Origin of the sequence: Bacillus thuringiensis, assembly GCF_001595725.1 — a bacterium.
GTDB lineage: Bacteria > Bacillota > Bacilli > Bacillales > Bacillaceae_G > Bacillus_A > Bacillus_A thuringiensis_K.
This window is the reverse complement of the sequence record NZ_CP014282.1, coordinates 2,704,020-2,728,463: the sequence shown is the minus strand read 5'-3', so window position 1 is coordinate 2,728,463 and position 24,444 is coordinate 2,704,020. Positions and strand designations below refer to the sequence as shown.

Below are 24,444 nucleotides of genomic sequence, written 5' to 3'. Positions count from 1 at the left end.
GAGAATAATCTCAGCAGCTCTTTTTAGTATGTGCATATGTAGATGAGTAATCACGCCAAATTTCATTCATTTTTCGTCTACCGATATCTACCATCGGATTAAACTGAATTGCAGATTTCTGACGAACAAAGTGAACGTTTTGAATGGCGTGAGATAATTGTTGGTCGACTATATCACGTTTTTTGCTTGCATATTTAGCAATAGATAGACCTGCAACTGCTCCTTGCGCCATCGCAATTTTTCCGCTTTCAATGCCTGTAATATTGCCGGCTACTAATAAACCGGGAAGAGGGGTTTCCATTGTTTCGGAATGGAGAGGAACGTGTCCGCCTAATTCTGAAATGTAATGGAAGGGACAACCAGCTACAGCTGCAAGTTCGGCAAGTGGGTATAATCCCCCGGCAATACATACAAAATCTGCTTCATATATTTTCTCTGTTCCATTGATAACCTTTCCTTTAGAGTCAATATTAGCAATACGTACACCTTCAACTTGATCTGTTCCGATAATTTCAAGAGCTGCTTTCCGAAGGTGAAGTGGCGTTCCGTTTATTTTCATTCCGTTGTTTGGATAGAATGTTAATCCAGCTTTTCGAATCCAATCAAATTTCATAAAGTGACTACCTATTCGTAAGAAAGCAGAAGGAGCGAGGTGAGCTACATTTAAAAGAGAGTTTAAAACTTCTTCAGGTTCACCAGCTTTTTGACTTAACTCGCTTTTCTCAGGGAGTACAATATGATCTACTGTAATTCCCGCTAATTGCAATTCACTTAAAATGGCGAAAGACAAAATGTTAGCACCAATAATAATTCCTTTTTTTCCAACTTGCACGCGATGAACATTTGTCATAACTTGAGCTGCTCCAATTGACATCACTCCTGGAAGTGTCCAGCCAGGAAGGGGAATAGAATATTCCGCAGCTCCAGTAGCAAGTAGTACGAAAGGTGCTTCTAACGTACCGATATTAGTATGTACAAACCAATTGTTTTCATCTCTATCTAAATTATAGACCGAAACACCGCACCTGATATGTACTGAAAGTGATTCTGCTTCTTCATGAAGTCGCTTCGATTCTTTTATTCCGTTCCACCATTCTCCAGTAGGCTCTTGATGCAACTGTCCTAACAATCTCCCGCCCGGCTTCATAAATTCATCAATAACGAGCACTTTTAGTCCGAAACGAGCACAAGAAATAGAAGCAGATAATCCCGCTGGCCCTGCACCAATAATAATTACATCACTCATCGTTTTTTCACCATCTCTCTCACGATATTCCGATGCTGTTTCCCGCTTTCAACAACCATGTTTTCTTCTACAACAGTTAAGCATGCGCGTACATTTGTTTGATTATTTACTGTCATGCGGCATTCGGAACAGTGCCCGATATTACAATAAATACCTCGCGGTGTTCCGCTATCTTCATGAACTCTTAATGTCCTTATTCCATTTGCTAACAGGGCAGCAGCTATCGTTTCATGTTCATATGCTCCGTATTGATGACCGTTAAATTGAAAGGTAATACGCTCACTACTTTGTAAAGTACCTAAAATAGGGTGATGTGTAATTCTACTCATTTACTTTCACCTACCGATCCAAAAGTAACTGCACGTATTGGTGGTTGATATTTTAACGGTAGTTCATTAAGAGTTACGTCAGGATTCGCATTTTCAATCATTCGATCTATCATTATTCTGCATGTGCGACCACCGCAAAATCCCATGCCAGCACGTGTTCTTAGTTTTAATTCTCTTGCCGAGCAGTTATATTCAGCAATTGTCGATTGAAGTTGCCCATATGTAACCTCTTCACAACGACAAACGATTAAGTTGTTTTTATTTGTCATATGTATTCCTCCTCTAGTTCGGTTTTCATAAATTATATATGCAAAAATCATGCCAATATAGAGGAGGGAGAGAGGGCTACCTGTAAACGCCTGATCGGTGCATACTGATTCTTTATTGAAGTCCAAGTTTCTTTAAACGGTTATATAAAGTAGCCCTTGTTACACCAAGTTGTTTTGCGCATTCTAATTTATTCCCATTTAAAATTCGTAAAGCCCTTTCAATAACTTTTTTCTCATGCTCATCCATCTCTTCTTGTAAAGAAAGGATTGTATTATTGTTGCTGAGTAATAGGGAATGGGCTGTATGGTTGTCTAAAGTTTCAGTCGTATGAAATGGTAAATATTCTTGTTTTATAATTCCGTCTGTTGCGAATACCACAAGCCGCTCAACAACGTTTCGAAGTTCGCGAATATTACCTGGCCAATTGTAATGAAGCAGTTCATGCATAATGCTTGAAGGTAAGTCACGAATTGGTCTGTTATAGTTGATTGAAAAATCGTTTAAGAAAGAATAGGTTAATTCAATAATATCCTCGCGTCTTTCGCGCAGCGGTGGAATCTGCAAGCTAACTACATTTAAGCGGTAATATAAATCTTCTCGGAAAGTTCCTTTTATCATTTCTTCTTGTAAATCACGATTTGTAGCAGCGATAATACGGAAATCAATATTAATTTCTTTTTCACCACCAACTCGGTAATACTTTCGCTCTTGCAGTACACGTAACAGTTTTACTTGCATATCAAGTGGCATTTCACCTATTTCATCAAGAAATAAAGTACCGCCTTGCGCGAGTTCAATTTTACCTTTTTTTCCTTTACTATTTGCTCCAGAAAACGCCCCACGCTCGTAACCGAATAATTCACTTTCAAATAATGCTTCTGGAATTGCCCCGCAGTTAATCGAAATGAAAGGCGCCTTCGCTGCTTCACTTGCTTCATGAATTGCTTTCGCAAATACTTCTTTTCCAACTCCGCTTTCCCCAAGTATTAAAACAGTTGATTTCACCGAACAAACTTTTCTAGCTAATTGTATCGTTCTTTGTATAACAGGACTTTTTCCATTCATCGCAAGGAATGGATCGGATTCATCTTTATACTTTGCCACTTCTTGTTCTAAACGGTGCATTTCATGTGACATATTAAATAGTTTTTCATTTAAAGCGACTTGATTTGTAACATCTGTTTCTGAAACGACTGCTCCTATAATTTCATCATTACAATAAACTGGATTTGAATTAATTAATACGAATAAATCGGGGCGAGGCTGATGGAACTGAGCGACTATGCTTTTTCCATCATGTAAAGATTGTAAAATTTCCAAGTCTTTATAATCAAAAAAACGAGTAATCGGTTGCCCAATAATCTCATTATGGTTGACTGAAAATATTTTTTCAGCACCATCTGTCCAAGTTCGAACGCATTCTTTACTATCAATTACTGTAACAGAAGAGTCAGTTGTTTGTATTACAGTGTCATAAAATGACTGTAGTTCATTGTAGGACTTATAAAGAAATGGAATCATTTGCTGAGAAGTTATACAGCATATCGGCTCATCGTTTTCGTTAAGGATGATAACAGCTAATTCATAAGAAAAAGCGTCAATTAATGCAGTGAATGAGTCATCTACATAAATAATTGCGCAATTATATTCTTCTGTAGTAGAAGGGAGATAATAAAACCTTTCGTTTATTTTCTTAATGCGATCAAGGCAACATGTATGATTGATTAAAACGCTTTCCAAAAATTCTTGTATAGTCGGAAATGAAAATTCCATAATGTCCTCCTGTTATGTATAAAAATTTTGACAGTGATAAAAAAATAATACACCTATTTACTATAAATTTAAAATATTTTTACAAATAAAAATATTATTTATAAAAATTGTATATGTACAGAATTGGCACGTCAATTGCATGAAAAGAAAGTGAGAGGGCTAGGAAAGGAGGAGTATATTGTGAGGCACTGCGACGTTTTAATTATAGGTGGTGGAATAATAGGGTGTTCTATCGCTTATTACACTTCAAAATACGGAAGAGACGTAACAATCATTGAAAAAGGGGAATTTGTCAGCGGGACGTCTTCACGGTGTGATGGGAATATTTTGGCCATTGATAAAGACCCGGGATTTGATAGTCAAATGTCTTTAGTAAGTCAAAAATTAGTAACTGATTTAAGTGAAGAATTAGAGCATTCATTTGAATATAGGGCACCAGGAAGTATTCTCGTATGTGAGTCAGACGAAGAGATGGAAGCTGCACAGCAATGGGTAAATCGGCAAAAAGAAGCTGGATTACCGTTTCGAATGCTTGATAGGCAAGATATAAGGGAAGAGTCGCCTTTTTTTGCTGATGATTTATTAGGTGGTTTAGAATGTGCGACGGATTCAACTGTGAATCCATATCTCCTTGCTTTCTCGCTTGTGTCAGAGGCACAAAAGTTTGGCGCAAAAGCTTTTAAGCAGACGGAAGTAAAGAGTATGGAAATAGAGACGGATGGTTCATTTGTTGTAGAAACTACGAATGGAACTTTTACAGCACAACAAGTTGTAAATGCAGCCGGTGTGTGGGCTCCTAAGATTGGTCAGATGTTAAATATAAATATACCAATTGAACCGAGAAAAGGGCATATTATTGTAGCTTCAAGGCAACAACACGTAGGATGCCGTAAAGTAATGGAATTCGGTTATTTAATTTCTAAATTTGGCGGAAAACGAAAAGTGGATGCTTTAACTGAAAAATACGGGGTTGCGCTCGTATTTGAGCCTACTGAAAGTCAAAATTTCTTAATTGGTAGTAGTCGTGAATTTGTAGGATTTCATACGAGGATAAATAATGAAGTCATTAAATGTATCGCAAATAGAGCAATTCGTTTTTATCCCAAAATGGCAGATATGATGGTAATTCGTTCTTACGCTGGTTTACGTCCGTGGACGGAAGATCATTTACCGATTATTTCACGAGTGGAACATATTCCGAATTATTTCATTGCCGCTGGACATGAAGGTGATGGGATTAGTCTTGCAGCAGTTACTGGAAAAGTAATTGAAGAGTTATTAAATGAAAAAGAGACAATTATTCCTATTGAACCACTTCGTTTGAGTCGTTTTACAGAAAGGGTGTTAAACGGATGAGGTCACAAAGAGCCTTTACGACGATTGATACACACACAGGTGGGAATCCAACGAGGACATTAATTAGTGGACTTCCAAAGTTGATTGGAGAGACGATGGTAGAGAAGATGTTACATATGAAAAAGGAGTATGATTGGATTCGAAAATTGTTAATGAATGAACCGCGTGGTCATGATGTAATGTCAGGAGCATTATTAACAGACCCGTGTCATCCTGAGGCTGATATAGGTGTTATATACATAGAGACAGGTGGATATTTACCGATGTGTGGTCACGATACAATCGGTGTATGTACAGCGTTAGTTGAATCAGGTTTAATTCCGGTAGTTGAACCGATTACTTCTTTAAAACTAGATACACCGGCTGGCTTAGTTGAAGTAGATATTGCTGTTCAAGATGGAAAAGCAAAAGAAGTATCTTTCTGTAACATACCAGCTTTTTTATTGAAAAATATTACTGTACAAGTGAAAGACATTGGAACTATAGAGGCTGATATTGCGTATGGAGGGAATTTTTATGCCATTATTGATGCGAAATCAGTAGATCTACAATTAGTACCAGAAAATGCATCTACAATCATCGATAAGGCGATTCATATAAGGAACACAATTAATGAGAAGTTTGAAATCACTCATCCAGAGTATTCGTTTATAAGAGGATTAACACATGTTGAATTTTATACAGATCCTACTCATGAATGTGCGCATGTGAAAAATACAGTTGTTGTACCACCAGGCGGAATAGATCGATCTCCATGCGGTACAGGAACATCTGCGAAGCTAGCTGTATTATACGCTCAGAAAGAAATCGAAATTGGTGAAGAGTTCATTCATGAGAGTATCGTTGGTTCTTTATTTAAAGGATATGTCATGAATACGACACATGTTGAAAATATTGAAGCTGTCATAACGAAAATTACGGGATCAGCTTGGCTTATGGGTATGCATAGATTTTTTTACAATGAAATGGATCCACTTAAAGAAGGATTTTTGCTAATTCCGCCGATGGAACATGAAACGGAGGATATAAAATGAACATTCAAAAAATGTATACAGCAGTAGACGTACATGTAAATGGCGAGGCATTTCGTGTAATGAAAGACGTACCATGCAAATACTACTACAGTTTGGAGCAATTAAATGAACAATTTTCAGGTGAATTAGCAGAAGAGATGAAGCTTTTATTAAATGAACCACGTGGTTTTATCGGTTTGAATGGGTGTATTGTCGTTCCATCTATCTATAATGAAGTGGATGCAGCTGTATTATTTTTTAATCATGAAGGTTCGATTCCGCTTCATTATGGAGGCATTGTTGCAGTAATAACGATGTTACTCGAAAGTGGGTATTTAAAAAAGAGAGAGTCCAATCAATACAAAATTGAAACGTTATGTGGAATATTTTTAGTTCATGCGTATGTAGAGAATGATGAAGTTATATCGGTTTCGTTTGAAAGCAAACTATGCTATATGATTGAGAAAAATTTACAGGTTGGTAATGTAAGTTATTCTCTTATACAAGCAGATAAAGTATATGCAGTTGTAGAAAAAGGTGCGTATTCGCCAGAAATTCGCATGGAAAACATTTCTGAATTGAAAAGATGGGGAGAAGCTACACTGCAGGCTATACAAAAACAGTCGCTAATAAAAAGGCTTATTTTAGTAGATCCTTCGCAAAAAGAAAAGAACCATATAAAATCGATTACATTTCATGAAGATAACTTTATCGTACGTTCGCCAGGTTTTGTTTCTACTATTGTTTCCTATGTTCATGCGTTATTTAAAAATGATTATATGGCGGATAAACCTTTTAAAAATGAAAGTATATTTAATAGTTTTATAACTGTGGAGAAAGTGAAGAAGGAGGAACTAGGATACATTTTCCGTTTTGAAAGTAGAGGGTTTATTACAGGGATGCAGACGTTTCTATTAGACCCTACGGATCCGTTTCCGGCAGGTTTCTTATTAAAATAAAATGTGATAGGGAGAGATAAATATGCAAAAAATTAAAGGGGCATTTCCAGTATTAATAACACCGATGGATGAATTTCAGGAAATTAATTGGGATGGGGTAAAGCAAAATGTAAATTACTTTATCGAACAAAACGTTGCAGGTATCATCATTAATGGAAGTACAGGAGAATTTGTAAGTTTATCAAAAGAAGAACGATTTAAAATGGTAGCAACCGTGTTGAAAGAAATTGATGGCCGTATTCCAGTTATTGTTGGAACTGCAGCAGAGACGACGAAAGAAACAATTGAATATACGAAACATGCAGAAGCGCACGGAGCGGATTGTGTATTAATTATAAACTCTTACTATTGTAAACCGAAGGAAGAGGAGATTTATTTTCATTTTAAAGAAATCTCAAACTCTGTAAATATACCAATTATGTTATACAATAATCCATTTACTTCTGGTGTTGATATGAGTACAGAGCTAATGCTCCGTATTGGAAAAGAGTGTGAAAATGTTACACATATTAAAGAATCTAGCGGAGATATTCGAAAAGCGAGAGATTTAGTAAGACAAAGTGAAGGGGCTTTCCAAGTCTTCTGTGGTTCTGAAGATTTAGTTATGGAATCATATTTAGTTGGTGCCTCGGGATGGGTTTCAGTAGCAGGAAATATCGTTCCCGGTCTCGTTACAAAAATGTATGAGCATTTTCAAAATGGTGAATTAGAAAAGGCGTGGGAAATAAACGATGCTATTTTACCACTTTGCGAGTTTCTTGAAGGATCAGGGAAATATGTTCAAATCGTTAAACGTTCTATGGAATTACATGGGCAAGCGGGAGGACCTTCTCGCTATCCAAGACTAGGGTTAACTGTAGAAGAAGATCAAAAGCTTCAAACGATTTTATCAAATATTGCAGCTCATGCAGCTGTTTAAATAAGGAGGAGAACATAATGTTAAAGACAAATATTGAGCTGAAACCAAAAGTGGAAGCGTTTTTAAATGAAGAAATTAAAATGTTTATTAATGGCGAATTTGTTTCTGCTATTGGCGGAAAGACGTTTGAAACGTACAATCCAGCAACAGAAGAGGTTCTAGCAGTCGTATGTGAAGCGCAAGAAGAGGATATTGATGCTGCAGTAAAAGCGGCAAGATCTGCATTTGAATCTGGCCCGTGGGCAGAAATGACTACTGCTGAAAGAGCGCATCTTATTTATAAATTAGCAGATTTAATTGAAGAACATAGAGAAGAATTAGCGCAACTAGAAGCTTTAGATAATGGAAAGCCATATCAAGTAGCACTTGATGATGATATTTCAGCGACTGTAGAAAATTATCGTTATTACGCAGGATGGGCTACAAAAATTATTGGGCAAACAATCCCGATTTCTAAAGATTACTTGAATTATACGAGACATGAACCTGTTGGTGTTGTAGGACAAATTATTCCGTGGAATTTTCCGCTTGTTATGTCTTCTTGGAAAATGGGAGCTGCACTGGCGACAGGTTGTACGATTGTATTAAAGCCAGCAGAGCAAACGCCTTTATCTTTACTATATACAGCGAAACTCTTTAAAGAGGCTGGATTTCCAAACGGCGTTGTAAACTTTGTATCAGGCTTTGGTCCTGAAGCAGGGGCTGCAATTGTAAATCATCATGACATTGATAAAGTTGCTTTTACAGGATCTACTGTTACAGGAAAGTATATTATGCGTCAATCTGCAGAAATGATTAAGCATGTAACGTTAGAGCTTGGCGGAAAATCACCAAATATCATTTTAGAAGATGCGGACTTGGAAGAAGCGATAAATGGTGCATTCCAAGGTATTATGTATAACCACGGTCAAAATTGTAGCGCAGGATCACGTGTATTTGTTCATCGTAAACATTATGAAACTGTAGTAGATGCACTTGTGAAAATGGCGAACAACGTAAAACTTGGAGCAGGTATGGAGAAAGGAACGGAAATGGGTCCACTCGTATCTAAGAAACAACAAGAGCGTGTGTTAAATTATATTGAGCAAGGGAAGAAAGAAGGTGCTACAGTTGCGGCTGGTGGCGAACGTGCGCTTGAAAAAGGTTATTTCGTTAAGCCAACTATATTCACAGATGTTACAGACAATATGACAATCGTTAAGGAAGAAATATTTGGACCAGTTGTTGTCGTACTTCCATTTGATTCGACAGAAGAAGTAATTGAACGAGCGAACAACTCATCCTATGGCCTTGCTGCGGGTGTATGGACGCAAAATATCAAAACGGGTCATCAAGTAGCAAATAAATTAAAAGCAGGAACAGTGTGGATTAATGATTATAACTTAGAAAATGCAGCTACACCATTTGGTGGATATAAACAATCTGGTATTGGCCGCGAATTAGGTTCATATGCGCTTGATAATTATACAGAAGTGAAAAGTGTTTGGGTAAATATAAAGTAATAGGGCGTTTTACTGATAAAAATTGAGGGATGAAATAATGAAAGATGCGGACAACTAGAAAGTTTGATAATAGTTGTCCGTTTTTTTTATATACAAAATTGCTTTTCCAAAGAATGATAAGGGGGATTTGGATGGAGAATTTAGTAGAATGGTTAGTAGGGCAAGTGTGGGGTATCGGTTTAGTTGTTTTTGCATTAGGGGCAGGCGTATATTTCACGATTGCAACACGCTTTTTGCAAATCCGTTATTTTAAAGAGATGATTAAACTATTATTTGAAGGAAAGAGTTCAGAGACGGGAATATCATCTTTTCAGGCATTTTGTTTAGCCTTATCAGGAAGAGTTGGAATTGGTAATATTGCAGGGGTAGCGACAGCAATTGCTTTCGGCGGTCCTGGAGCTGTATTTTGGATGTGGGTAATGGCTTTGTTAGGGGCAGCGAGCGCGTTTGTAGAATCAACATTATCTCAAGTATACAAAAGTAAAGTAGGGAATGAATATCGCGGCGGTACTCCATATTTCATTGAGAAAGGTTTGAAAATGAAATGGTTTGCAGTCATTGTAGCAGTAGTTGTAACACTTTCATATGGCGTGTTATTACCAGGTATTCAATCTAGTAGTATCGCAGTTGGATTTGAAAACTCTAATGGTATTAGCAAATATATAACTGGTATATTTTTAGTCGTGTTACTAGCAGCAATTATTTTTGGTGGTGTAAAGAGAATTGCTGGCGTTTCTCAAATGCTTGTTCCATTTATGGCAATTGGTTATGTAATTGTTACATGTATCATATTAATTGCGAATGTAACGGAGATTCCAAGTATGTTTGCTTTAATTTTCTCTAGCGCATTTGGTGTAAATGAAATGTTTGGTGGAATTGTTGGTGCAGCTATTGCATGGGGCGTAAAACGCGCTGTATTTTCAAACGTTGCTGGTGTCGGAGAAGCGACGTATAGTTCGGCGGCTGCTGAAGTATCGCATCCCGCAAAACAAGGATTAGTTCAAGCGTTTTCCGTATATATCGATACAATTGTCGTATGTACAGCGACAGCTCTTATGATTTTAATAACAGGTATGTATAATGTTATACCTGAAGGGAAAACCGCCATTGTACAAAACATAGGAAATGTGGAAGCTGGTCCAATTTATACACAACAAGCAGTTGAAACTGTGATAACAGGGTTTGGTCCAATATTTATTTCAATTGCGATTTTCTTTTTTGCATTTACAACGTTACTCGCTTATTACTATATCGCTGAAACGACACTTACTTATTTAGATCGTCAACTGAAGTATGGCTGGTTAAAACCAGTTTTAAAATTTGGATTTTTAATTATGGTTTACATCGGTAGCGTTGAATCAGCGTCGCTTTTATGGAATCTTGGAGATTTAGGAATCGGTAGTATGGCATGGTTAAACTTAATCGCAATCTTACTTTTAAGTAAAACCGCATTAAAAGTGTTAAAAGATTATGAAACGCAGAAAAAAGAAGGGAAAGATCCAGTATTTAATCCTAAAAATGTGGGGATTGAAGGATTAACATTTTGGGAAGAAAGAAGTAAAGAGGTTGAAAGAAAAAGTTCTAGAGAAAAAGTTATTGTCGATGATAATTTAAAATTATAACTAAAATTAATTGAAAATTCTTAATTTAAAAGAAGGTATATTGCCTCCATTTCATCACATACTACAATAAGTATGGATAATATGACTGGAGGGAATAAGATGGAACATGAGCAACATAGTTCGATAAATGATATTCTACATCATTATAAAGAAGGTATAGGTAGTTTTACAAATCAAATTCCTGAAATCGCTGAGACATATAATGCGTTCACGCAAGCTTGTTTTCAAGAGGGTTCTTTAACAAAAAGAGAAAAACAACTTATTGCATTAGGAATTAGTTTAGCAACGCAAGATGAGTATTGTACAATTTATCATACAAAAGGTTGTCTTGATCAAGGATGTTCGGATAAAGAGATTCTAGAAGCATGTGGTGTTTCAGCAGCATTTGCTGGCGGAGCTGCGATGAGTCAAGCGGTAACTTTAGTGCAAGAGTGTTTAACAGAATTGAAAAATCAAAAGCATTGAATAAAAAAACGTTTTAAACTTTATGTTTAAAACGTTTTTTATGTGAAATTAAATTTGAGTATAAAAATTATCTAGGATGGGTTCAATTTATGGTTATACAATAATGGGAGAATTTTAAATTTAGTAGGAATGAGAAATAACAACTATTTATTTAATTTTAAGGTTTTGTAAAAAGCTTCAATTGCTTCATATAATCAATGGCTTTTGTTTTATTTTTCTGTTTAGAAACATAATGTGCCTCATTAAAATCTCTATAGTAACTGTTAACTACTTCTTCAGAAAGAGCACCGTCAGAGATAGCTCTTTTAACCGCGCAGTTTGGTTCGTTTGTATGTGAACAGTTAGAAAATTTACATCTTATAGAAATCTTTTTTATATCTTCATATTCAAATTCAAAATTCCCCTCAAGGTTTATCAAGTCAAATCCTATTTTACTAATAAGAAATCCCTCCATTTTTGAAAGAGTCTTTTAGAAACATACATACAAAGTTTATCGTTTTCAATTTGTATTTACTTTAATATTCTATATCTTCATAAATAGATTTTTCTACATCAGGAAGAACTGTGTATATACTCTTACCGATTAAAGCTTCTAATTCTTTCTTAATCGCATAAAACCCTTTCCAATGTAAAGATGTATGAGATGTTGTACCATGACGCAAACCAACAGAAATTAATCTTCTTTCCAGCGTAGTAAAGCCATCCGCATCAGCAAGAGCGTCACAAAGAGTAATTACTTTATTGTATAAGTCGTAGTTACAATGTTCATTTAATATTTCAACTAACCGGCTTCTCATATGGTCAGGAACGAGACTCCATTCCGCTGCGATATCTATATGTTCATTTTTGCATGGGAATGAGTGTGTCACACAAATAACAGCGTTTCCTGTATACCCTAAATCATTCATATACATATAACCATCATAGGAATGAATGACCGATTTGGTAAAACCTTTGTATCTTCCGATATCATGCAAAAGGGCAGCGTTATATGCTATGTCAGCATCTAGCTTGTACCCTTTTTTTATAAGTTCTATAATTATGTTTTCAGTTGCATGAGCAACATGTAGTGAATGTTCAAACCAAGGGCCCGGGTTTTGTTCATATGCCCATTCGAGTAATTCTTTTGCGTACGTTCTATCTAATATATATTTCATATCGTTATCCTTTCACAAAAAATCATATCTTAACTATAAATTCCTCTTATTATTTCATTATTCCTTCTTTAAAAATTGTTACAATGAAACAAAAGGGGGAAAAGTAATGCGGAATTTAGTAATTGAAGAAATTAAGAAACTAGAAAATGATATAGAAGAACTTTCGAAACTTTTGAAAATGGTTGTAAATGATGGGGCATCAATTGGTTTTTTGCCTCCACTGGAACAAAAAGATGCAACAAAGTATTGGCAAACAGTATTAGCGCCAGAAGTGATATTGTATGTGGCTAAAATAAACAACGAAGTAGCAGGGAGTATTCAATTACAATTAGTTACTAAGCCTAACGGAATTCATAGAGCCGAGATTTGCAAATTAATGACTCATCCAAACTTTAGACGAAACGGTATTGGACGATCGCTTATGCAAAAAGCAGAGGAACGAGCAAAGCAAGAAAACAGGTCTCTTTTAGTATTAGATACAAGAGAAGGAGATCCTTCCAATAAATTGTACAAATCACTAGACTACCAAGAAGTTGGAACAATACCAGGGTATGCAATTTCTACGAATGGAAAGTTAGATGCTACGGTTCTTTATTATAAAAACATTTAAGTTATAATCAAACGGGGAGAGTGCTTAATTATTAGTAAGTGAATAATAAACGACTATTTTTAACACCGTCTATATTTTTCTGGCGGTGTTAAAATAGTTAATTATAATCTAATTAACGCACTAAATGAATTTGAGAAAGTTTTTAGAGGGTTCTTTTAGTAATGATTCTCGTCTTATAATAAATGTAGAGAAGATGACTAGCCAACTATAGTTATTTTCGCTTTATTATGGGAAGGGGATGAAAGAATGAAAAAGAATAGTTTACAAAAGATGAAGAAAGTTATTTTAAGTGGTGGCGTATTACTTACGGGATTATTAACATTTGGATTTTCAGAAAAGGCTTCAGCTCATGGATATGTAGAATCACCAGCGAGCCGATCTTATTTATGTAAGCAAGGGGTAAATGTAAATTGTGGACCGATTCAATATGAACCTCAAAGCGTAGAAGGAATAGGTGGATTTCCGCAACTAGGACCTTCTGATGGACAAATTGCAGGGGCTGGTCATTTTCCCGCTTTAGATGTTCAAACTGTAGATAGGTGGAAGAAAGTTACGTTAAATGGCGGGACGAATACATTCAAGTGGAAACTAACGGCTCCTCATAGTACGAAAGAGTGGAAATACTATATTACGAAAAAAGGTTGGAATCCCAATAAACCTTTGACGCGATCAGATTTAGATTTAGTGCCATTCTATGTGAAAAATGACGGTGGAGCTAGACCAGGGACAACAGTAACGCACGAAGCGAATGTACCAACTGACCGTAGTGGATACCATCTTATTTTAGCTGTTTGGGAAATTGCAGACACTGGAAATGCGTTTTATCAAGTTATAGATGTAAACCTTTTGAATAATGGCTTATCCTCAAATTTCGCTTTTAACAATGTAGTGCAAGCTCCTACATTATTTTAATTGAAACATACATTTCGATCATCTAATTCATTTTAGATGATTTTTTTTATGAAAATGATGAAAAATATAGAAGAAAGTGCAATTATTTATAAAAAAATATGCTTTAAATATTGTCATATTTGCTTCTTTAAGATATCCTTTTCATGAAGAGGTGGAAAACATGGAAAAAGTACTAGTTTTCGGGCATAAAAACCCAGATACAGATGCAATTTGTTCTGCAATTGCTTATGCAGAATTGAAAAAAGAATTAGGAATGAATGCTGAGCCTGTACGTTTAGGCGAAATCAGCGGTGAAACTCAATTTGCGTTAGACTATTTTAAAGTAGAAGGACCGCGTTTTGTTGAGACAGTAGCAAGCGAAGTGGACAACGTTATTTTAGTTGACCATAACGAGCGTCAACAAAGTGCTAACGATATCGAATCAGTTCGTGTGTTAGAAGTTATTGACCATCACCGTATTGCTAACTTTGAAACAAGCGATCCTATATACTATCGTTGTGAGCCAGTTGGCTGTACAGCTACAATCTTAAACAAAATGTACAAAGAAAATGGCGTAACAATTCGTAAAGAAGTTGCAGGTTTAATGTTATCTGCAATCATTTCAGATTCTTTACTATTCAAATCTCCAACTTGCACAGAACAAGATGTAGCAGCTGCTCGTGAATTAGCGGAAATCGCTGGTGTAGATGCAGATAACTACGGCTTAGAAATGTTAAAAGCTGGTGCTGACTTAAGCGGAAAAACAATGGAGCAATTAATCTCTCTTGATGCTAAAGAATTCCAAATGGGTAATGCGAAAGTTGAAATCGCACAAGTAAACGCTGTTGATACAAACGACGTTCTTGTACACCAAGCGGAACTTGAAAAAGTAATTTCTGCAGTAGTAGAAGAAAAAGGTTTAGACCTATTCTTATTCGTTGTAACTGATATCTTAACTAACGATTCTGTCGGTCTTGCGATCGGTAAAGCAGCAAACGTTGTTGAGAAAGCATACAACGTATCACTAGAAAACAATACAGCTACTTTAAAAGGTGTTGTATCTCGTAAAAAACAAATCGTACCAGTATTAACAGAAGCATTCCAAGCTTAATCGTATTGCGTACAGATGAACAGTAAGGACAAGTAGTCAGATTGGCTACTTGTCCTTTTTTATTTATAATAAGCAGAAATTTTTAACTTTTAAACAGTCGCATTGTGTATGCTTAATGATATGGAAGTATTGAAAAGTAAATTACAGGGGCTTTTTGAAAAAATATTGCATCTGTTTCAAAATTAGAGAGCTGGATTTCGGAGGAACTGCGTTTAAACGCTGAAATACAGATGTTGCGTTTAACTTTTTAGAAGAAAGGATATAAAGTTTTGATTAACGAATTAAAATAAGGATAGCGTTAGCTATCCTTATAATCGTTTATTCGTAAGATTTTTTCTTGTTTATATAAAATGTGATTATCGTAGTAATGAAGAAAATAGGTATCGCATACACTTGCCCAACAAATAACTTCCAGCCGACATAATTATAGCCTTCAGATGCTGGGATGATAACGGAAATAACGCAAACGATAAAATAGACTAATAGTGCAGGGATAATATTTTTCATTTTTATGAACCTCCCTTATTGTTTTATTAATACATACTTGTATTATAATTTAGTTTCATTATTTTGAAGAAAAAATGAAAAATTTTTTATGGTATTATAATATTTGCAATGAGAGTAATCTATAGTACGCATATGGTAAAATGTGTAATTTTAACTTTCAGAATTATTATATAGTATTTCGAGAAAAAAATGTACAAAATAACGAATTTTATTTACCAAAGTAAAGGGAGTAGAAATATATATGAAAAGGCTATGTATAATTCCATGCGGAAAAAAGAAAATTTGGGATAAACATTCAGACTACGGACCGATGGAAGCAAAAGATGTATATATTAGTCCGTTCGGAAAAGCATGTCAGGCGTACGCAACTATGTTTTTCGAAAACTGGGTTATATTATCAGCGAAACATGGATTTTTAAGACCAAGTGATATTGTATTAGAAAACTATGATCTTGCATTTGATTCAAAAAGCGATGAGGTAATAAGTATAGAGCAATTACAAAAACAGATGGTAGATAAAAGTTTACTACAGTTTGACGAAATCGTCTTACTAGCAGGGAAGAAGCATAAAAAAGTAGTGACAAAGTTATATCCAGAAGAAATGATTACATATCCGCTAGAGGGGTGTAAAGGAATTGGGTATATGTTGCAGAGGTTGAAAGAAGCTGTGAAGGAAGGGGAGGAAATATAGGTGTAGTTTCAGTGATTTTAAACTCTATTTATTTAGGGAGCTGAAAAGTAAAATAGAGTTTTTAGGCATCGTCGAAAGGGTGATGCTTTTTTGTTCGTGTCGTCATTCATGTAAAAGTAATTTAGAGAATAAATCATTCGATTTATGAAGCGATAGCTTTTCTATATCGAAAACAAATTGCGTCACTTTTAGAAAATATAGGACGTATGGGCACAGTTAAGATTGTAAGTGGGAATAGCAATAAGACAAGTTTTGAATAAGATATTAAGAAAGGAGATGTTGATGAATAATGGCTAGATATAGTTTGCACGGAGGACACAATAGTATTGTTCAAGGTGCTAATTTCGGGAATCGGAAAGAACACGTTCTAGATAGGCAAGTTAAAGATGCCGTGGCGGCTAAGTTAAGAGCCCTAGGACACACGGTTTATGACGATACGGACGAGGTAGGGGCAACTCAATCACAAAATTTAAATAATATCATTCGGAATAGCAATTCCCATGCTGTGGATTTAGTTATTTCTTTTCATCTTAATGCAAGTGATGGAAATGGACAGGGTGTTGAGGTTTTATATTATGATCAGAAAGATTTGGCGGCTAAAATCTCAGCTCAACTAGCAAAAGATATTGGATGGCGTGATCGAGGTGCGAAACAACGTACAGATTTAGCAGTATTAAATGGAACGAAGGCACCGGCTATTCTTATTGAATTAGGGTTTATTGATAATGAATCCGACATGGCAAAATGGAATGTTGATAAAATCGCTAATTCTATTGTATTTGCTCTTACAGGACAAACTGGAGGAGGTGCAGCGAATTTGCTCAAAGTAAAAACTGGTGGTGTAGCATTTAGTAATTTACAAGCTTTGGCTCAAGCTATGGTTGATGCGGGTATTGATGGACAAATTGTCGTTCAAAAAGATGGCATTGGTTATGCTATAACGAATGGCTATCCGTCCGGGAATATCGATAAATTTACAGCTTGGTTAGATGCACGTAAATGGTACTATGAGTACGTGAGATAAAACGAAAATTGGTTTGATTAAAAACTAAAAATTGTCTTATTTTTAGTTAACAAGTATATTAAGTAACTATAAAAATATGGAAAATTTATATGTAAATTAGTACACAAAACCACCTGTCAGAAAGGTGGTTTTATTTATCAAGCTATTTGTGGGCGGTAAAATTCTCACCTCAAAATTCGGATGAAGCTAAGAAATTAGGTGGGAATTACACTGCTCGTAGCCTCCTACTAATTATCGTTTCACTTTATATAGTTTAGAGTTTTGTAAATCTTTACTTATTAAACCCGTAATAATATTTTGTTTTCTCAATACATAAGCCGAATTTTAAATTATTACCCAATAATATAATACCTCTCATACTATTTATTAGTTGATAATAACAAAAAAACAAGCTTTGAATATAATAATGAAAAAGGAGATGTTAAATAATGGGTTATATTGTAGATATTTCGAAATGGAATGGCGACATTAACTGGGATATCGCAGCACCACAATTAGATTTCGTAATTGTACGTGTGCAAGATGGTTCAAACTATGTAGATCCTTTATATAAAAATTATGTACAAGCAATGAAAGCAAGGAATATTCCGTTTGGTAATTATGCGTTCTGTCGTTTCGTTTCAGTAGAGGATGCACGGATAGAAGCAAGAGACTTTTGGAACCGTGGTGATAAAAATGCAACAGTTTGGGTAGCTGACGTAGAAGTAAGAACAATGAACGATATGAGAGCGGGTGCACAAGCTTTTATTGATGAATTACGCAGATTAGGAGCTAAGAAAGTCGGTTTATATATTGCTCATCATATGTATGCTCCATTTGGAATGGCAAATGTCAATTGTGATTTTGTATGGATTCCTCGTTATGGTGGTAACAAACCGGCGTATCCATGTGATATTTGGCAATACATAGAGACAGGCAATGTGGCTGGTATCGGCAAGTGTGATTTAAATAAGCTGATTGGAAATAAGCCGTTAGCTTGGTTTACAAATCAAATTGTTGAGCCGATAAAAAAACAAGAAGGGGTTGGAATTATAGTGAATAAATATAACAAAGTAGTTACTTATGAATTTGGTGTAAATTTAATTTCTGACATGATTCAAATGATGGATAAGCTTGGATATACTTCTAAAATAATATCTCGTGGAGATAACCAAGGGCTTGTGTATTTCGAAACAGATTATCGTCAAGGGAACGAACTGGACAAAGCAACTGCTTGGTTAGATATGAAAGGAATTAAATATTTTTATTTAATCTTTTAACTCTACTTATAATATGGAGAAAATAGACTAATAAACAAGCCTTTGTATACTTTCAAACATAGAATATGATGAATTCTATCAAGGAGGAAGCATATTTATGAGAAATACTTGTCATTGTGGACATTTTCAAGATTGTAATAAATTTTGGGATGATTTAATGTTTGGGAGATGTAGATGTAAGCGCAATGATTTTCACGAGTGTTGTTGCAAAGAGAAACCGAAGTGTGAGTGTGAAAAATGTCATTGTAAAACAAAAGCGAAATGCCATTGTAGGCATGAAGAGGAAGGGTATTAATAATAAAAAAGAGTACGATGCGTACTCTTTTTTGGGGTGATTATATTCCATCTTGAACAGATTTCTTTACAATTACCCATGTGTCTTTCTTTTTAACCGTTATAGCTACATTAGTTCCATTAGATTCCTTATAAAAGATATATCCATTGTTTGAGTTTACATATGTAACTGGTTCACCTATGCAATCTCGCGAACAGGATTTGTTGACTAGTTCAATTAAGGATAGTTCACTTGGATCGGTTTTACTGGCTTCTATAACAGCATCAAGGCTTGTTTTTCGATAACCTTGCAAGTTTATATGAAAAAGCTGCTCTATTTCTCCTGTAATGCTAGTGTTCATTACTTCTACTGAATTCTTTTTTTCTTGAAGAAAGCCGTTTTCATAAAGTAATTTTGTATAGCCAATCCATGCTATTAACACTAGCATGAAAAACATACCCGTCATTTTAAGTATTCGAAGTCGTTTGCTTATAATTGTTTCTGAGTATTTCATTCACTCTAATCCTCCAATGTTTTTAATTTAAAATATGCTTGGATACAGACTTTTAGAAGAGTAGGAAAGTTAATGAATTTTCAATAAAAAAGAAAACATCCAGAGTTAGATGCTTTCTTTTTTGTATTTTTGGCTATCTGTTAGTTACTTGTTTCATAAGTGGTCTTATTTCTTTAACTGGTGGTTTCTTATCATAGGCATCAACGTAAGAAAAGTAGTAGTTTAAGTTTCTTAGAAGACCTTTTCCTATTTTTGCACTTAAGAAAGGAAATACTTGTCCAGTATAATCATCGAGAGATTTACAGTAATATTTTTCATCTAAATATATACTGTATTTACATGTTAGTTCTACTAAAGGATTCCCTTCATTATCAAATACTTCTTTAGAATCAATAATATCTATTAGTGCAAATTTTTCATTTAAGTAAACTTTCTTTTTTTTCTCGTGTTTATTTGTAAGTATAAAAACTAGACCAATCGCGTTAATCAAACTATTTCCTCCTATAAAAAACGGATATTAATAAAATATATCGATATAAGCTAAATGTAAAGAGGAGAGGTGAAATATCATGGAGAGAAAACTAAATAAGCCGATTTATGTTGGGAAATCGACTTATTTTTATCAAGTATTACTTAGTAGTAATACCTACTCTGATTAAAGTTTCACTTTATTGAAATACTTGCGGGAATTGTTTTACGATTGCGTTTGTTATCATGTCGGCCATTTCTAATGCTTCTTTTTCAATTTTATCGTAAAGTTCTACTCCTGCTTCATAATCTTTATTTAGGAAGGCAAGTGCTTCTGCTTTCGTTAGTGCTAAATGTTCATAAAACATTTTTCTAAATTCTTCTTTATCTATATATGGGTTGATACTGTTAAGAAATTCAATAATTGCGTCACCATTAGCGTACCATTTTTTCTCTATAGCGGCCGCTGCATTTTGATTACCAGCTTTTGCGGCTTTAACAAGATCCGCTGCAATTACTAAGTGATCTTTAATTAATGCACTATATTTTTTCACTGCATCTTCACCGTAAAATGGTTCAAGTGATAGTCCCATATGTGTTGCGTTTTGTAGAAGTCGCCCAACAGTAACGTTAACATCTGGTAAATTAAATACTATACTTACAATAGCCAATCTCGTCCAAGCGACGTGTTGTTCCCATAAAGAACGCATATACCCTTTTAAAAAATTCTCATTTTTACTAATTCGGTAGTTCCGTACGGATAAATCATAGTTTACATAAGGGTTATGGTAGGGGGAGTAATACGATTGCCAATAAGAATACATAAATAGTAACACTCCTTTGAACATGTATAACTCAAAGTATGATAAACATTTATTTTTAGTTACGTGTCCTAGATTATTTTTAGGGAATTTGAAATGGAGAAATTAGGTGAATGATGTTGTGGTATATATGAATAAAGTGAATATAAAGTAAAATAGGGTCTGCAAGGGAAGTTGCAGACCCTCAAAGGGTATTGCCGAGATGTCGGACTCGACTACGTAATGTTATCATAAAATTCTTTTGAAAAAACCTGGTAAATGTGTCCAAATGAAATTGGTACCTTAATACAGTCAAAGGGACCTGCTTCCCGCGGCAGGTCCCAATAACTAGATAATGTCGATGAGCAAAAACTCATCTGGAGTACTTTTATAGTAACAAGTAAAATGACTTTTGTGTATTGAGAAAGAAGAATTGCATAATTATATGTGAACAATTTAAATCCCAACAATTTATGATTATCATTAATTGTTGGGATTTAAATATGGTTATAAAATGGAGAAAAGAAGTGGAAGTGAGATTGAGGTGCACAGAAGTATGTAATCATGAAAAAGACCTGCTAATATAAGCAGGTCAACTTAAGGGGTTTATCCAACAGATTATTATATATGTTAACAATTCAATTGTAGTAAGTCTATACGTTTAATATTGAGAAAACTTCTGTGAATAATATATTTTTTGTGCATATATTAACGTCTAAAAAGTTGAGAAAGAAAATTAAAAAGCTTTTTATAAGAGAATAATGCCTGATACTTATAGTATGATTCATATTTCCACGCATCATTATTAGAGAATTGGGGCTTTTGTGTTTTCGTTTTTGCCTTGATGGAACTCATATTACGATGATTCATATAGTAACCTCCTGAATTTATATGTATACGATTAGTAGTATTCAAGAAAGGGAAATAAAATGAACATTTAAATTGAAAATCTTTCTTCTTGTGTACTGGATTTACGTTATAAATGCTGTAAAACATATAAAATAATGATGCTAATTCATATTAAATAAGTGAAGAAACATAGAATAATGAAAAAACAATAAGCATCTAATCATCCCTTTCAAGTCGCATAAGTGATTGATATAATAGAAGTAGATGAAAGATAAAGAAAAGCAGGTGACTCTTTTTTGTTTACTAAAGCACAAGAACTTTTAGCGTCCTACTTTGGTTATTCTTCGTTTCGAAGAGGACAAGATGAAACAATTAAAAATGTACTAGATGGGAAAGATACGGTTTGTATTATGCCAACCGGTGGCGGTAAGTCGATTTGTTATCAAATTCCGGCATTAGTATTTGAAGGAACGACGTTGGTTATATCGCCTCTAATATCACTTATGAAGGATCAAGTAGATACATTGGTACAGAATGGCATTTCAGCTACATATATTAATAGTTCTATATCTATTGCAGAAGCAAATCAGCGAATTCAATTAGCGAAACAAGGACATTACAAGTTACTTTATGTGGCGCCTGAGCGTCTTGATTCGATGGAGTTTGTTGACCAACTTATCGATATGAAAATCCCTATGATTGCGATTGATGAAGCACACTGTATTTCACAGTGGGGACATGATTTCCGTCCAAGTTATTTACATATACATCGCATATTAGATTATCTTCCAGAAAAGCCGCTCGTATTAGCATTAACAGCAACAGCAACACCGCAAGTACGTGATGATATTTGTAATACACTTGAAATTAATCAAGAAAATACAATTATGACAACGTTTGAGCGTGAAAACTTATCGTTTTCTGTTATTAAAGGGCAAGATCGAAATGCATATTTGGCGGATTATATTCGTCAAAATCAAAAGGAATCTGGGATTATATATGCAGCTACTAGAAAAGTAGTCGATCAGTTATATGAAGATTTAATGAAGGCAGGAGTTTCTGTATCAAAATATCACGCTGGTATGAGTGATATTGATCGAAATGAGCAACAAGAACTCTTTTTACGAGATGAAGTAAGTGTAATGGTAGCAACATCTGCATTCGGGATGGGTATTGATAAATCGAATATTCGTTACGTAATTCATTATCAGCTTCCAAAAAATATGGAAAGTTACTATCAAGAAGCAGGACGTGCTGGTCGTGACGGATTAGATAGTACATGTATATTGTTATATTCTTCTCAAGATGTACAAGTACAGCGTTTTTTAATTGATCAATCAACTGGAGAATCACGTTTTTCAAATGAACTTGAAAAATTGCAAAATATGACCGATTACTGTCATACAGAACAATGTTTACAATCATTCATTTTGCAATACTTTGGAGAAGAACCGAAAGAAGATTGTGGACGCTGTGGTAATTGTACAGACAATCGCGAGAGCATCGATGTGACAAGAGAATCACAAATGGTTTTATCATGCATGATTAGAACGAACCAACGCTTTGGAAAGCAAATGATAGCGCAAGTATTAACTGGGTCGAAGAATAAGAAAGTTATTGAATTTAATTTTCATACTTTACCAACGTATGGGCTTTTATCGAACCGTAGTGTAAAAGAGGTCAGTGAGTTTATTGAGTTTTTAATTTCAGACGAGTTAATTGCAGTTGAACATGGCACTTATCCGACGTTAAAAGTAACTGAAAAAGGGAAAGAAGTATTACTTGGTAAAGAGAATGTTTTACGAAAAGAACGAGTAGAGACAAGACAAATTGTTCAAGACCATCCTTTATTTGAAGTGCTTCGTGAAGTACGTAAAGAAATTGCACAAGGAGAAGGTGTACCGCCATTCGTTATTTTCTCTGACCAAACATTAAAAGATATGTGTGTGAAAATGCCGCAAAGTGATTCCGAATTGTTGACGGTAAAAGGTATCGGAGAACACAAACTTGTGAAATATGGCTCGCACTTCTTACAAGCAGTTCAGCATTTTATTAAGGAAAATCCAAATTATGCTGAAACGATTAAGACAGAAGTAGTTTCAGAGCGTAAAAAGTCAGGAAAAGCGTCCGCAAATTCTCATTTAGAAACGTATGAAATGTATAAACAAGGTATTGATTTGAATGAGATTGCAAAAGAACGTAACTTATCAAGACAAACAATCGAAAACCATTTAATTCGCTGCTATGAGGATGGAATGGAAGTAGATTGGCAAAGCTTTGTTCCAGCAGAGTATGAATCTCTTATTGAAACTGCCGTTCAAAATGCAGATGGTGGTCTGAAATCTATTAAAGAACAGCTTCCGAATGAAGTGAGTTACTTTATGATTCGTGCTTATTTACAAATAAGAAAGTAGAGGCATATAAAGGGGATAAGAATTTATGTATCATGTTTTCGTTTATGGAACGTTAAGAAGAGGACAAACGAATGCTCATTATATGCTAGGTGCAACATGCATCGCAGACAGAGCTTGGACATATGGAAAATTATTTGATACGAACGAAGGATATCCGGCCATGACTTATTCGATTGAAGAACAGGTGTATGGAGAAATTTATGTAGTAAATGATGAGATATTGTGTAAGTTAGATGAACTAGAAGAATATAAAGGTAATGCGGAGACTGATTTATATAATCGAATCACGCAAACAGTATATGTTGCTTATAGGGAAATTGAGGCATATGTGTATATCGCTCAGGATAAAAAGATGTTAAAGAAAGTGATAGACTCTGGAGACTGGCTTATGTATCAAAAAATATAATAAGGTAGTTTTAAA

The 24,444-nt window shown here is 34.9% G+C and carries 27 protein-coding genes; 16 read left to right on the top strand and 11 right to left on the bottom strand.

Features of this window, described 5'->3' with window-relative positions; genetic code table 11:
- Positions 1–10 precede the first annotated feature (10 nt).
- The 4 genes from AXW78_RS13725 to AXW78_RS13710 form a co-directional block, all read right to left on the bottom strand.
- Positions 11–1,246, bottom strand: a complete 1,236-nt coding sequence (locus tag AXW78_RS13725; RefSeq protein ID WP_061884276.1) for an NAD(P)/FAD-dependent oxidoreductase — start codon at positions 1,244–1,246, stop codon at positions 11–13.
- A complete protein-coding gene (locus tag AXW78_RS13720; protein ID WP_061884275.1) occupies positions 1,243–1,575 on the bottom strand; it encodes a (2Fe-2S)-binding protein in 333 nt (110 codons plus the stop codon). The genes AXW78_RS13725 and AXW78_RS13720 overlap by 4 nt, the downstream gene beginning before the upstream one ends.
- Positions 1,572–1,844, bottom strand: coding sequence for a (2Fe-2S)-binding protein (locus tag AXW78_RS13715; protein WP_000182619.1), 273 nt, complete (start codon positions 1,842–1,844; stop codon positions 1,572–1,574). The genes AXW78_RS13720 and AXW78_RS13715 overlap by 4 nt, the downstream gene beginning before the upstream one ends.
- A 112-nt stretch (positions 1,845–1,956) precedes the next feature.
- On the bottom strand, positions 1,957–3,618 hold the full coding sequence (locus AXW78_RS13710; RefSeq protein WP_000395821.1) for a sigma-54 interaction domain-containing protein: 1,662 nt from the start codon (positions 3,616–3,618) through the stop codon (positions 1,957–1,959).
- Between the two features lie 180 nt (positions 3,619–3,798).
- Here AXW78_RS13710 and AXW78_RS13705 point away from each other — a divergent pair, with 180 nt between their 5' ends.
- The 7 genes from AXW78_RS13705 to AXW78_RS13675 all read left to right on the top strand — a co-directional run bounded on the left by AXW78_RS13705 (position 3,799) and on the right by AXW78_RS13675 (position 11,454).
- The gene (locus AXW78_RS13705) at positions 3,799–4,974 is read left to right on the top strand and encodes an NAD(P)/FAD-dependent oxidoreductase (RefSeq protein WP_001215263.1); all 1,176 of its coding nucleotides are present in this window, start codon (positions 3,799–3,801) and stop codon (positions 4,972–4,974) included.
- A complete protein-coding gene (locus AXW78_RS13700; RefSeq protein WP_001257518.1) occupies positions 4,971–6,008 on the top strand; it encodes a proline racemase family protein in 1,038 nt (345 codons plus the stop codon). Before AXW78_RS13705 ends, AXW78_RS13700 begins: the two co-directional genes overlap by 4 nt.
- Positions 6,005–6,946, top strand: a complete 942-nt coding sequence (locus AXW78_RS13695; protein WP_001025571.1) for a proline racemase family protein — start codon at positions 6,005–6,007, stop codon at positions 6,944–6,946. The genes AXW78_RS13700 and AXW78_RS13695 overlap by 4 nt, the downstream gene beginning before the upstream one ends.
- 22 nt (positions 6,947–6,968) lie before the next feature.
- Positions 6,969–7,865 (top strand): 4-hydroxy-tetrahydrodipicolinate synthase, encoded by an 897-nt coding sequence (gene dapA, locus AXW78_RS13690; RefSeq protein WP_001169462.1) that lies wholly within the window; start codon positions 6,969–6,971, stop codon positions 7,863–7,865.
- Between the two features lie 17 nt (positions 7,866–7,882).
- Entirely contained in the window at positions 7,883–9,367 is a 1,485-nt protein-coding gene (locus tag AXW78_RS13685) for an aldehyde dehydrogenase family protein (RefSeq protein ID WP_000920987.1), read from the top strand.
- Positions 9,368–9,498: 131 nt separating this feature from the next.
- Positions 9,499–10,989 (top strand): alanine/glycine:cation symporter family protein, encoded by a 1,491-nt coding sequence (locus AXW78_RS13680; RefSeq protein ID WP_000429510.1) that lies wholly within the window; start codon positions 9,499–9,501, stop codon positions 10,987–10,989.
- 72 nt (positions 10,990–11,061) lie between these two features.
- Positions 11,062–11,454 (top strand): carboxymuconolactone decarboxylase family protein, encoded by a 393-nt coding sequence (locus AXW78_RS13675; RefSeq protein ID WP_002005224.1) that lies wholly within the window; start codon positions 11,062–11,064, stop codon positions 11,452–11,454.
- 157 nt (positions 11,455–11,611) lie between these two features.
- On the opposite strand, the gene AXW78_RS13670 is transcribed toward AXW78_RS13675, so the two are convergent.
- Complete coding sequence (locus AXW78_RS13670) at positions 11,612–11,908, bottom strand: P-loop NTPase family protein (RefSeq protein WP_061884274.1); 297 nt, start codon at positions 11,906–11,908, stop codon at positions 11,612–11,614.
- A gap of 61 nt (positions 11,909–11,969) precedes the next feature.
- Positions 11,970–12,611 (bottom strand): HD domain-containing protein, encoded by a 642-nt coding sequence (locus AXW78_RS13665; RefSeq protein ID WP_000874109.1) that lies wholly within the window; start codon positions 12,609–12,611, stop codon positions 11,970–11,972.
- A gap of 106 nt (positions 12,612–12,717) precedes the next feature.
- Between AXW78_RS13665 and AXW78_RS13660 the strand changes: the two genes are divergently transcribed.
- The 3 genes from AXW78_RS13660 to ppaC all read left to right on the top strand — a co-directional run bounded on the left by AXW78_RS13660 (position 12,718) and on the right by ppaC (position 15,223).
- Positions 12,718–13,221 (top strand): GNAT family N-acetyltransferase, encoded by a 504-nt coding sequence (locus AXW78_RS13660; protein ID WP_001245253.1) that lies wholly within the window; start codon positions 12,718–12,720, stop codon positions 13,219–13,221.
- A gap of 246 nt (positions 13,222–13,467) precedes the next feature.
- The gene (locus tag AXW78_RS13655; RefSeq protein ID WP_000742279.1) at positions 13,468–14,133 is read left to right on the top strand and encodes a lytic polysaccharide monooxygenase; all 666 of its coding nucleotides are present in this window, start codon (positions 13,468–13,470) and stop codon (positions 14,131–14,133) included.
- Positions 14,134–14,293: 160 nt separating this feature from the next.
- Complete coding sequence (ppaC, locus tag AXW78_RS13650) at positions 14,294–15,223, top strand: manganese-dependent inorganic pyrophosphatase (RefSeq protein WP_000416865.1); 930 nt, start codon at positions 14,294–14,296, stop codon at positions 15,221–15,223.
- A gap of 318 nt (positions 15,224–15,541) precedes the next feature.
- Here the strand turns inward: ppaC and AXW78_RS13645 are convergent, their stop codons facing one another.
- A complete protein-coding gene (locus AXW78_RS13645) occupies positions 15,542–15,730 on the bottom strand; it encodes a DUF4017 family protein (RefSeq protein WP_000789486.1) in 189 nt (62 codons plus the stop codon).
- A 241-nt stretch (positions 15,731–15,971) separates the two neighbouring features.
- Between AXW78_RS13645 and AXW78_RS13640 the strand changes: the two genes are divergently transcribed.
- The 4 genes from AXW78_RS13640 to AXW78_RS34440 all read left to right on the top strand — a co-directional run bounded on the left by AXW78_RS13640 (position 15,972) and on the right by AXW78_RS34440 (position 19,039).
- Positions 15,972–16,421 (top strand): DUF6884 domain-containing protein, encoded by a 450-nt coding sequence (locus tag AXW78_RS13640; RefSeq protein WP_000824872.1) that lies wholly within the window; start codon positions 15,972–15,974, stop codon positions 16,419–16,421.
- A gap of 289 nt (positions 16,422–16,710) precedes the next feature.
- Positions 16,711–17,445 carry an N-acetylmuramoyl-L-alanine amidase gene (locus AXW78_RS13635; RefSeq protein WP_000135279.1) on the top strand — a complete coding sequence of 245 codons (735 nt, stop codon included), beginning with the start codon at positions 16,711–16,713 and terminating at the stop codon, positions 17,443–17,445.
- A gap of 428 nt (positions 17,446–17,873) precedes the next feature.
- Positions 17,874–18,704, top strand: a complete 831-nt coding sequence (locus AXW78_RS13630) for a GH25 family lysozyme (RefSeq protein ID WP_061884273.1) — start codon at positions 17,874–17,876, stop codon at positions 18,702–18,704.
- A 161-nt stretch (positions 18,705–18,865) separates the two neighbouring features.
- Complete coding sequence (locus AXW78_RS34440) at positions 18,866–19,039, top strand: hypothetical protein (RefSeq protein ID WP_000503012.1); 174 nt, start codon at positions 18,866–18,868, stop codon at positions 19,037–19,039.
- On the opposite strand, the gene AXW78_RS13625 is transcribed toward AXW78_RS34440, so the two are convergent.
- The 4 genes from AXW78_RS13625 to AXW78_RS34435 all read right to left on the bottom strand — a co-directional run bounded on the left by AXW78_RS13625 (position 19,040) and on the right by AXW78_RS34435 (position 21,630).
- Complete coding sequence (locus tag AXW78_RS13625) at positions 19,040–19,492, bottom strand: hypothetical protein (RefSeq protein WP_000877572.1); 453 nt, start codon at positions 19,490–19,492, stop codon at positions 19,040–19,042.
- Between the two features lie 133 nt (positions 19,493–19,625).
- The gene (locus tag AXW78_RS13620; RefSeq protein ID WP_000606234.1) at positions 19,626–19,982 is read right to left on the bottom strand and encodes a hypothetical protein; all 357 of its coding nucleotides are present in this window, start codon (positions 19,980–19,982) and stop codon (positions 19,626–19,628) included.
- A gap of 178 nt (positions 19,983–20,160) precedes the next feature.
- Complete coding sequence (locus AXW78_RS13615; protein WP_000287736.1) at positions 20,161–20,784, bottom strand: hypothetical protein; 624 nt, start codon at positions 20,782–20,784, stop codon at positions 20,161–20,163.
- A gap of 684 nt (positions 20,785–21,468) precedes the next feature.
- Entirely contained in the window at positions 21,469–21,630 is a 162-nt protein-coding gene (locus tag AXW78_RS34435) for a hypothetical protein (RefSeq protein ID WP_001016536.1), read from the bottom strand.
- Positions 21,631–21,905: 275 nt separating this feature from the next.
- Here AXW78_RS34435 and recQ point away from each other — a divergent pair, with 275 nt between their 5' ends.
- Together recQ and AXW78_RS13605 are read left to right on the top strand one after the other, a co-directional pair.
- On the top strand, positions 21,906–24,023 hold the full coding sequence (gene recQ, locus AXW78_RS13610; RefSeq protein ID WP_000494267.1) for a DNA helicase RecQ: 2,118 nt from the start codon (positions 21,906–21,908) through the stop codon (positions 24,021–24,023).
- Positions 24,024–24,048: 25 nt separating this feature from the next.
- Positions 24,049–24,429, top strand: coding sequence for a gamma-glutamylcyclotransferase family protein (locus AXW78_RS13605; RefSeq protein ID WP_000274902.1), 381 nt, complete (start codon positions 24,049–24,051; stop codon positions 24,427–24,429).
- The last annotated feature ends 15 nt before the right edge of the window (positions 24,430–24,444 follow it).

What these genes read in the sequence shown, in the direction of transcription:
- AXW78_RS13725 (WP_061884276.1), bottom strand. Translation starts at nt 1,246, where the DNA reads ATGAGTGATGTAATTATTATTGGTGCAGGGCCAGCGGGATTATCTGCT.
- AXW78_RS13720 (WP_061884275.1), bottom strand. Translation starts at nt 1,575, where the DNA reads ATGAGTAGAATTACACATCACCCTATTTTAGGTACTTTACAAAGTAGT.
- AXW78_RS13715 (WP_000182619.1), bottom strand. Translation starts at nt 1,844, where the DNA reads ATGACAAATAAAAACAACTTAATCGTTTGTCGTTGTGAAGAGGTTACA.
- AXW78_RS13710 (WP_000395821.1), bottom strand. Translation starts at nt 3,618, where the DNA reads ATGGAATTTTCATTTCCGACTATACAAGAATTTTTGGAAAGCGTTTTA.
- AXW78_RS13700 (WP_001257518.1), top strand. Translation starts at nt 4,971, where the DNA reads ATGAGGTCACAAAGAGCCTTTACGACGATTGATACACACACAGGTGGG.
- AXW78_RS13695 (WP_001025571.1), top strand. Translation starts at nt 6,005, where the DNA reads ATGAACATTCAAAAAATGTATACAGCAGTAGACGTACATGTAAATGGC.
- dapA (WP_001169462.1), top strand. Translation starts at nt 6,969, where the DNA reads ATGCAAAAAATTAAAGGGGCATTTCCAGTATTAATAACACCGATGGAT.
- AXW78_RS13685 (WP_000920987.1), top strand. Translation starts at nt 7,883, where the DNA reads ATGTTAAAGACAAATATTGAGCTGAAACCAAAAGTGGAAGCGTTTTTA.
- AXW78_RS13680 (WP_000429510.1), top strand. Translation starts at nt 9,499, where the DNA reads ATGGAGAATTTAGTAGAATGGTTAGTAGGGCAAGTGTGGGGTATCGGT.
- AXW78_RS13675 (WP_002005224.1), top strand. Translation starts at nt 11,062, where the DNA reads ATGGATAATATGACTGGAGGGAATAAGATGGAACATGAGCAACATAGT.
- AXW78_RS13670 (WP_061884274.1), bottom strand. Translation starts at nt 11,908, where the DNA reads ATGGAGGGATTTCTTATTAGTAAAATAGGATTTGACTTGATAAACCTT.
- AXW78_RS13665 (WP_000874109.1), bottom strand. Translation starts at nt 12,611, where the DNA reads ATGAAATATATATTAGATAGAACGTACGCAAAAGAATTACTCGAATGG.
- AXW78_RS13660 (WP_001245253.1), top strand. Translation starts at nt 12,718, where the DNA reads ATGCGGAATTTAGTAATTGAAGAAATTAAGAAACTAGAAAATGATATA.
- AXW78_RS13655 (WP_000742279.1), top strand. Translation starts at nt 13,468, where the DNA reads ATGAAAAAGAATAGTTTACAAAAGATGAAGAAAGTTATTTTAAGTGGT.
- ppaC (WP_000416865.1), top strand. Translation starts at nt 14,294, where the DNA reads ATGGAAAAAGTACTAGTTTTCGGGCATAAAAACCCAGATACAGATGCA.
- AXW78_RS13645 (WP_000789486.1), bottom strand. Translation starts at nt 15,730, where the DNA reads ATGAAAAATATTATCCCTGCACTATTAGTCTATTTTATCGTTTGCGTT.
- AXW78_RS13640 (WP_000824872.1), top strand. Translation starts at nt 15,972, where the DNA reads ATGAAAAGGCTATGTATAATTCCATGCGGAAAAAAGAAAATTTGGGAT.
- AXW78_RS13635 (WP_000135279.1), top strand. Translation starts at nt 16,711, where the DNA reads ATGGCTAGATATAGTTTGCACGGAGGACACAATAGTATTGTTCAAGGT.
- AXW78_RS13630 (WP_061884273.1), top strand. Translation starts at nt 17,874, where the DNA reads ATGGGTTATATTGTAGATATTTCGAAATGGAATGGCGACATTAACTGG.
- AXW78_RS13625 (WP_000877572.1), bottom strand. Translation starts at nt 19,492, where the DNA reads ATGAAATACTCAGAAACAATTATAAGCAAACGACTTCGAATACTTAAA.
- AXW78_RS13615 (WP_000287736.1), bottom strand. Translation starts at nt 20,784, where the DNA reads ATGTATTCTTATTGGCAATCGTATTACTCCCCCTACCATAACCCTTAT.
- AXW78_RS34435 (WP_001016536.1), bottom strand. Translation starts at nt 21,630, where the DNA reads ATGAATCATCGTAATATGAGTTCCATCAAGGCAAAAACGAAAACACAA.
- AXW78_RS13605 (WP_000274902.1), top strand. Translation starts at nt 24,049, where the DNA reads ATGTATCATGTTTTCGTTTATGGAACGTTAAGAAGAGGACAAACGAAT.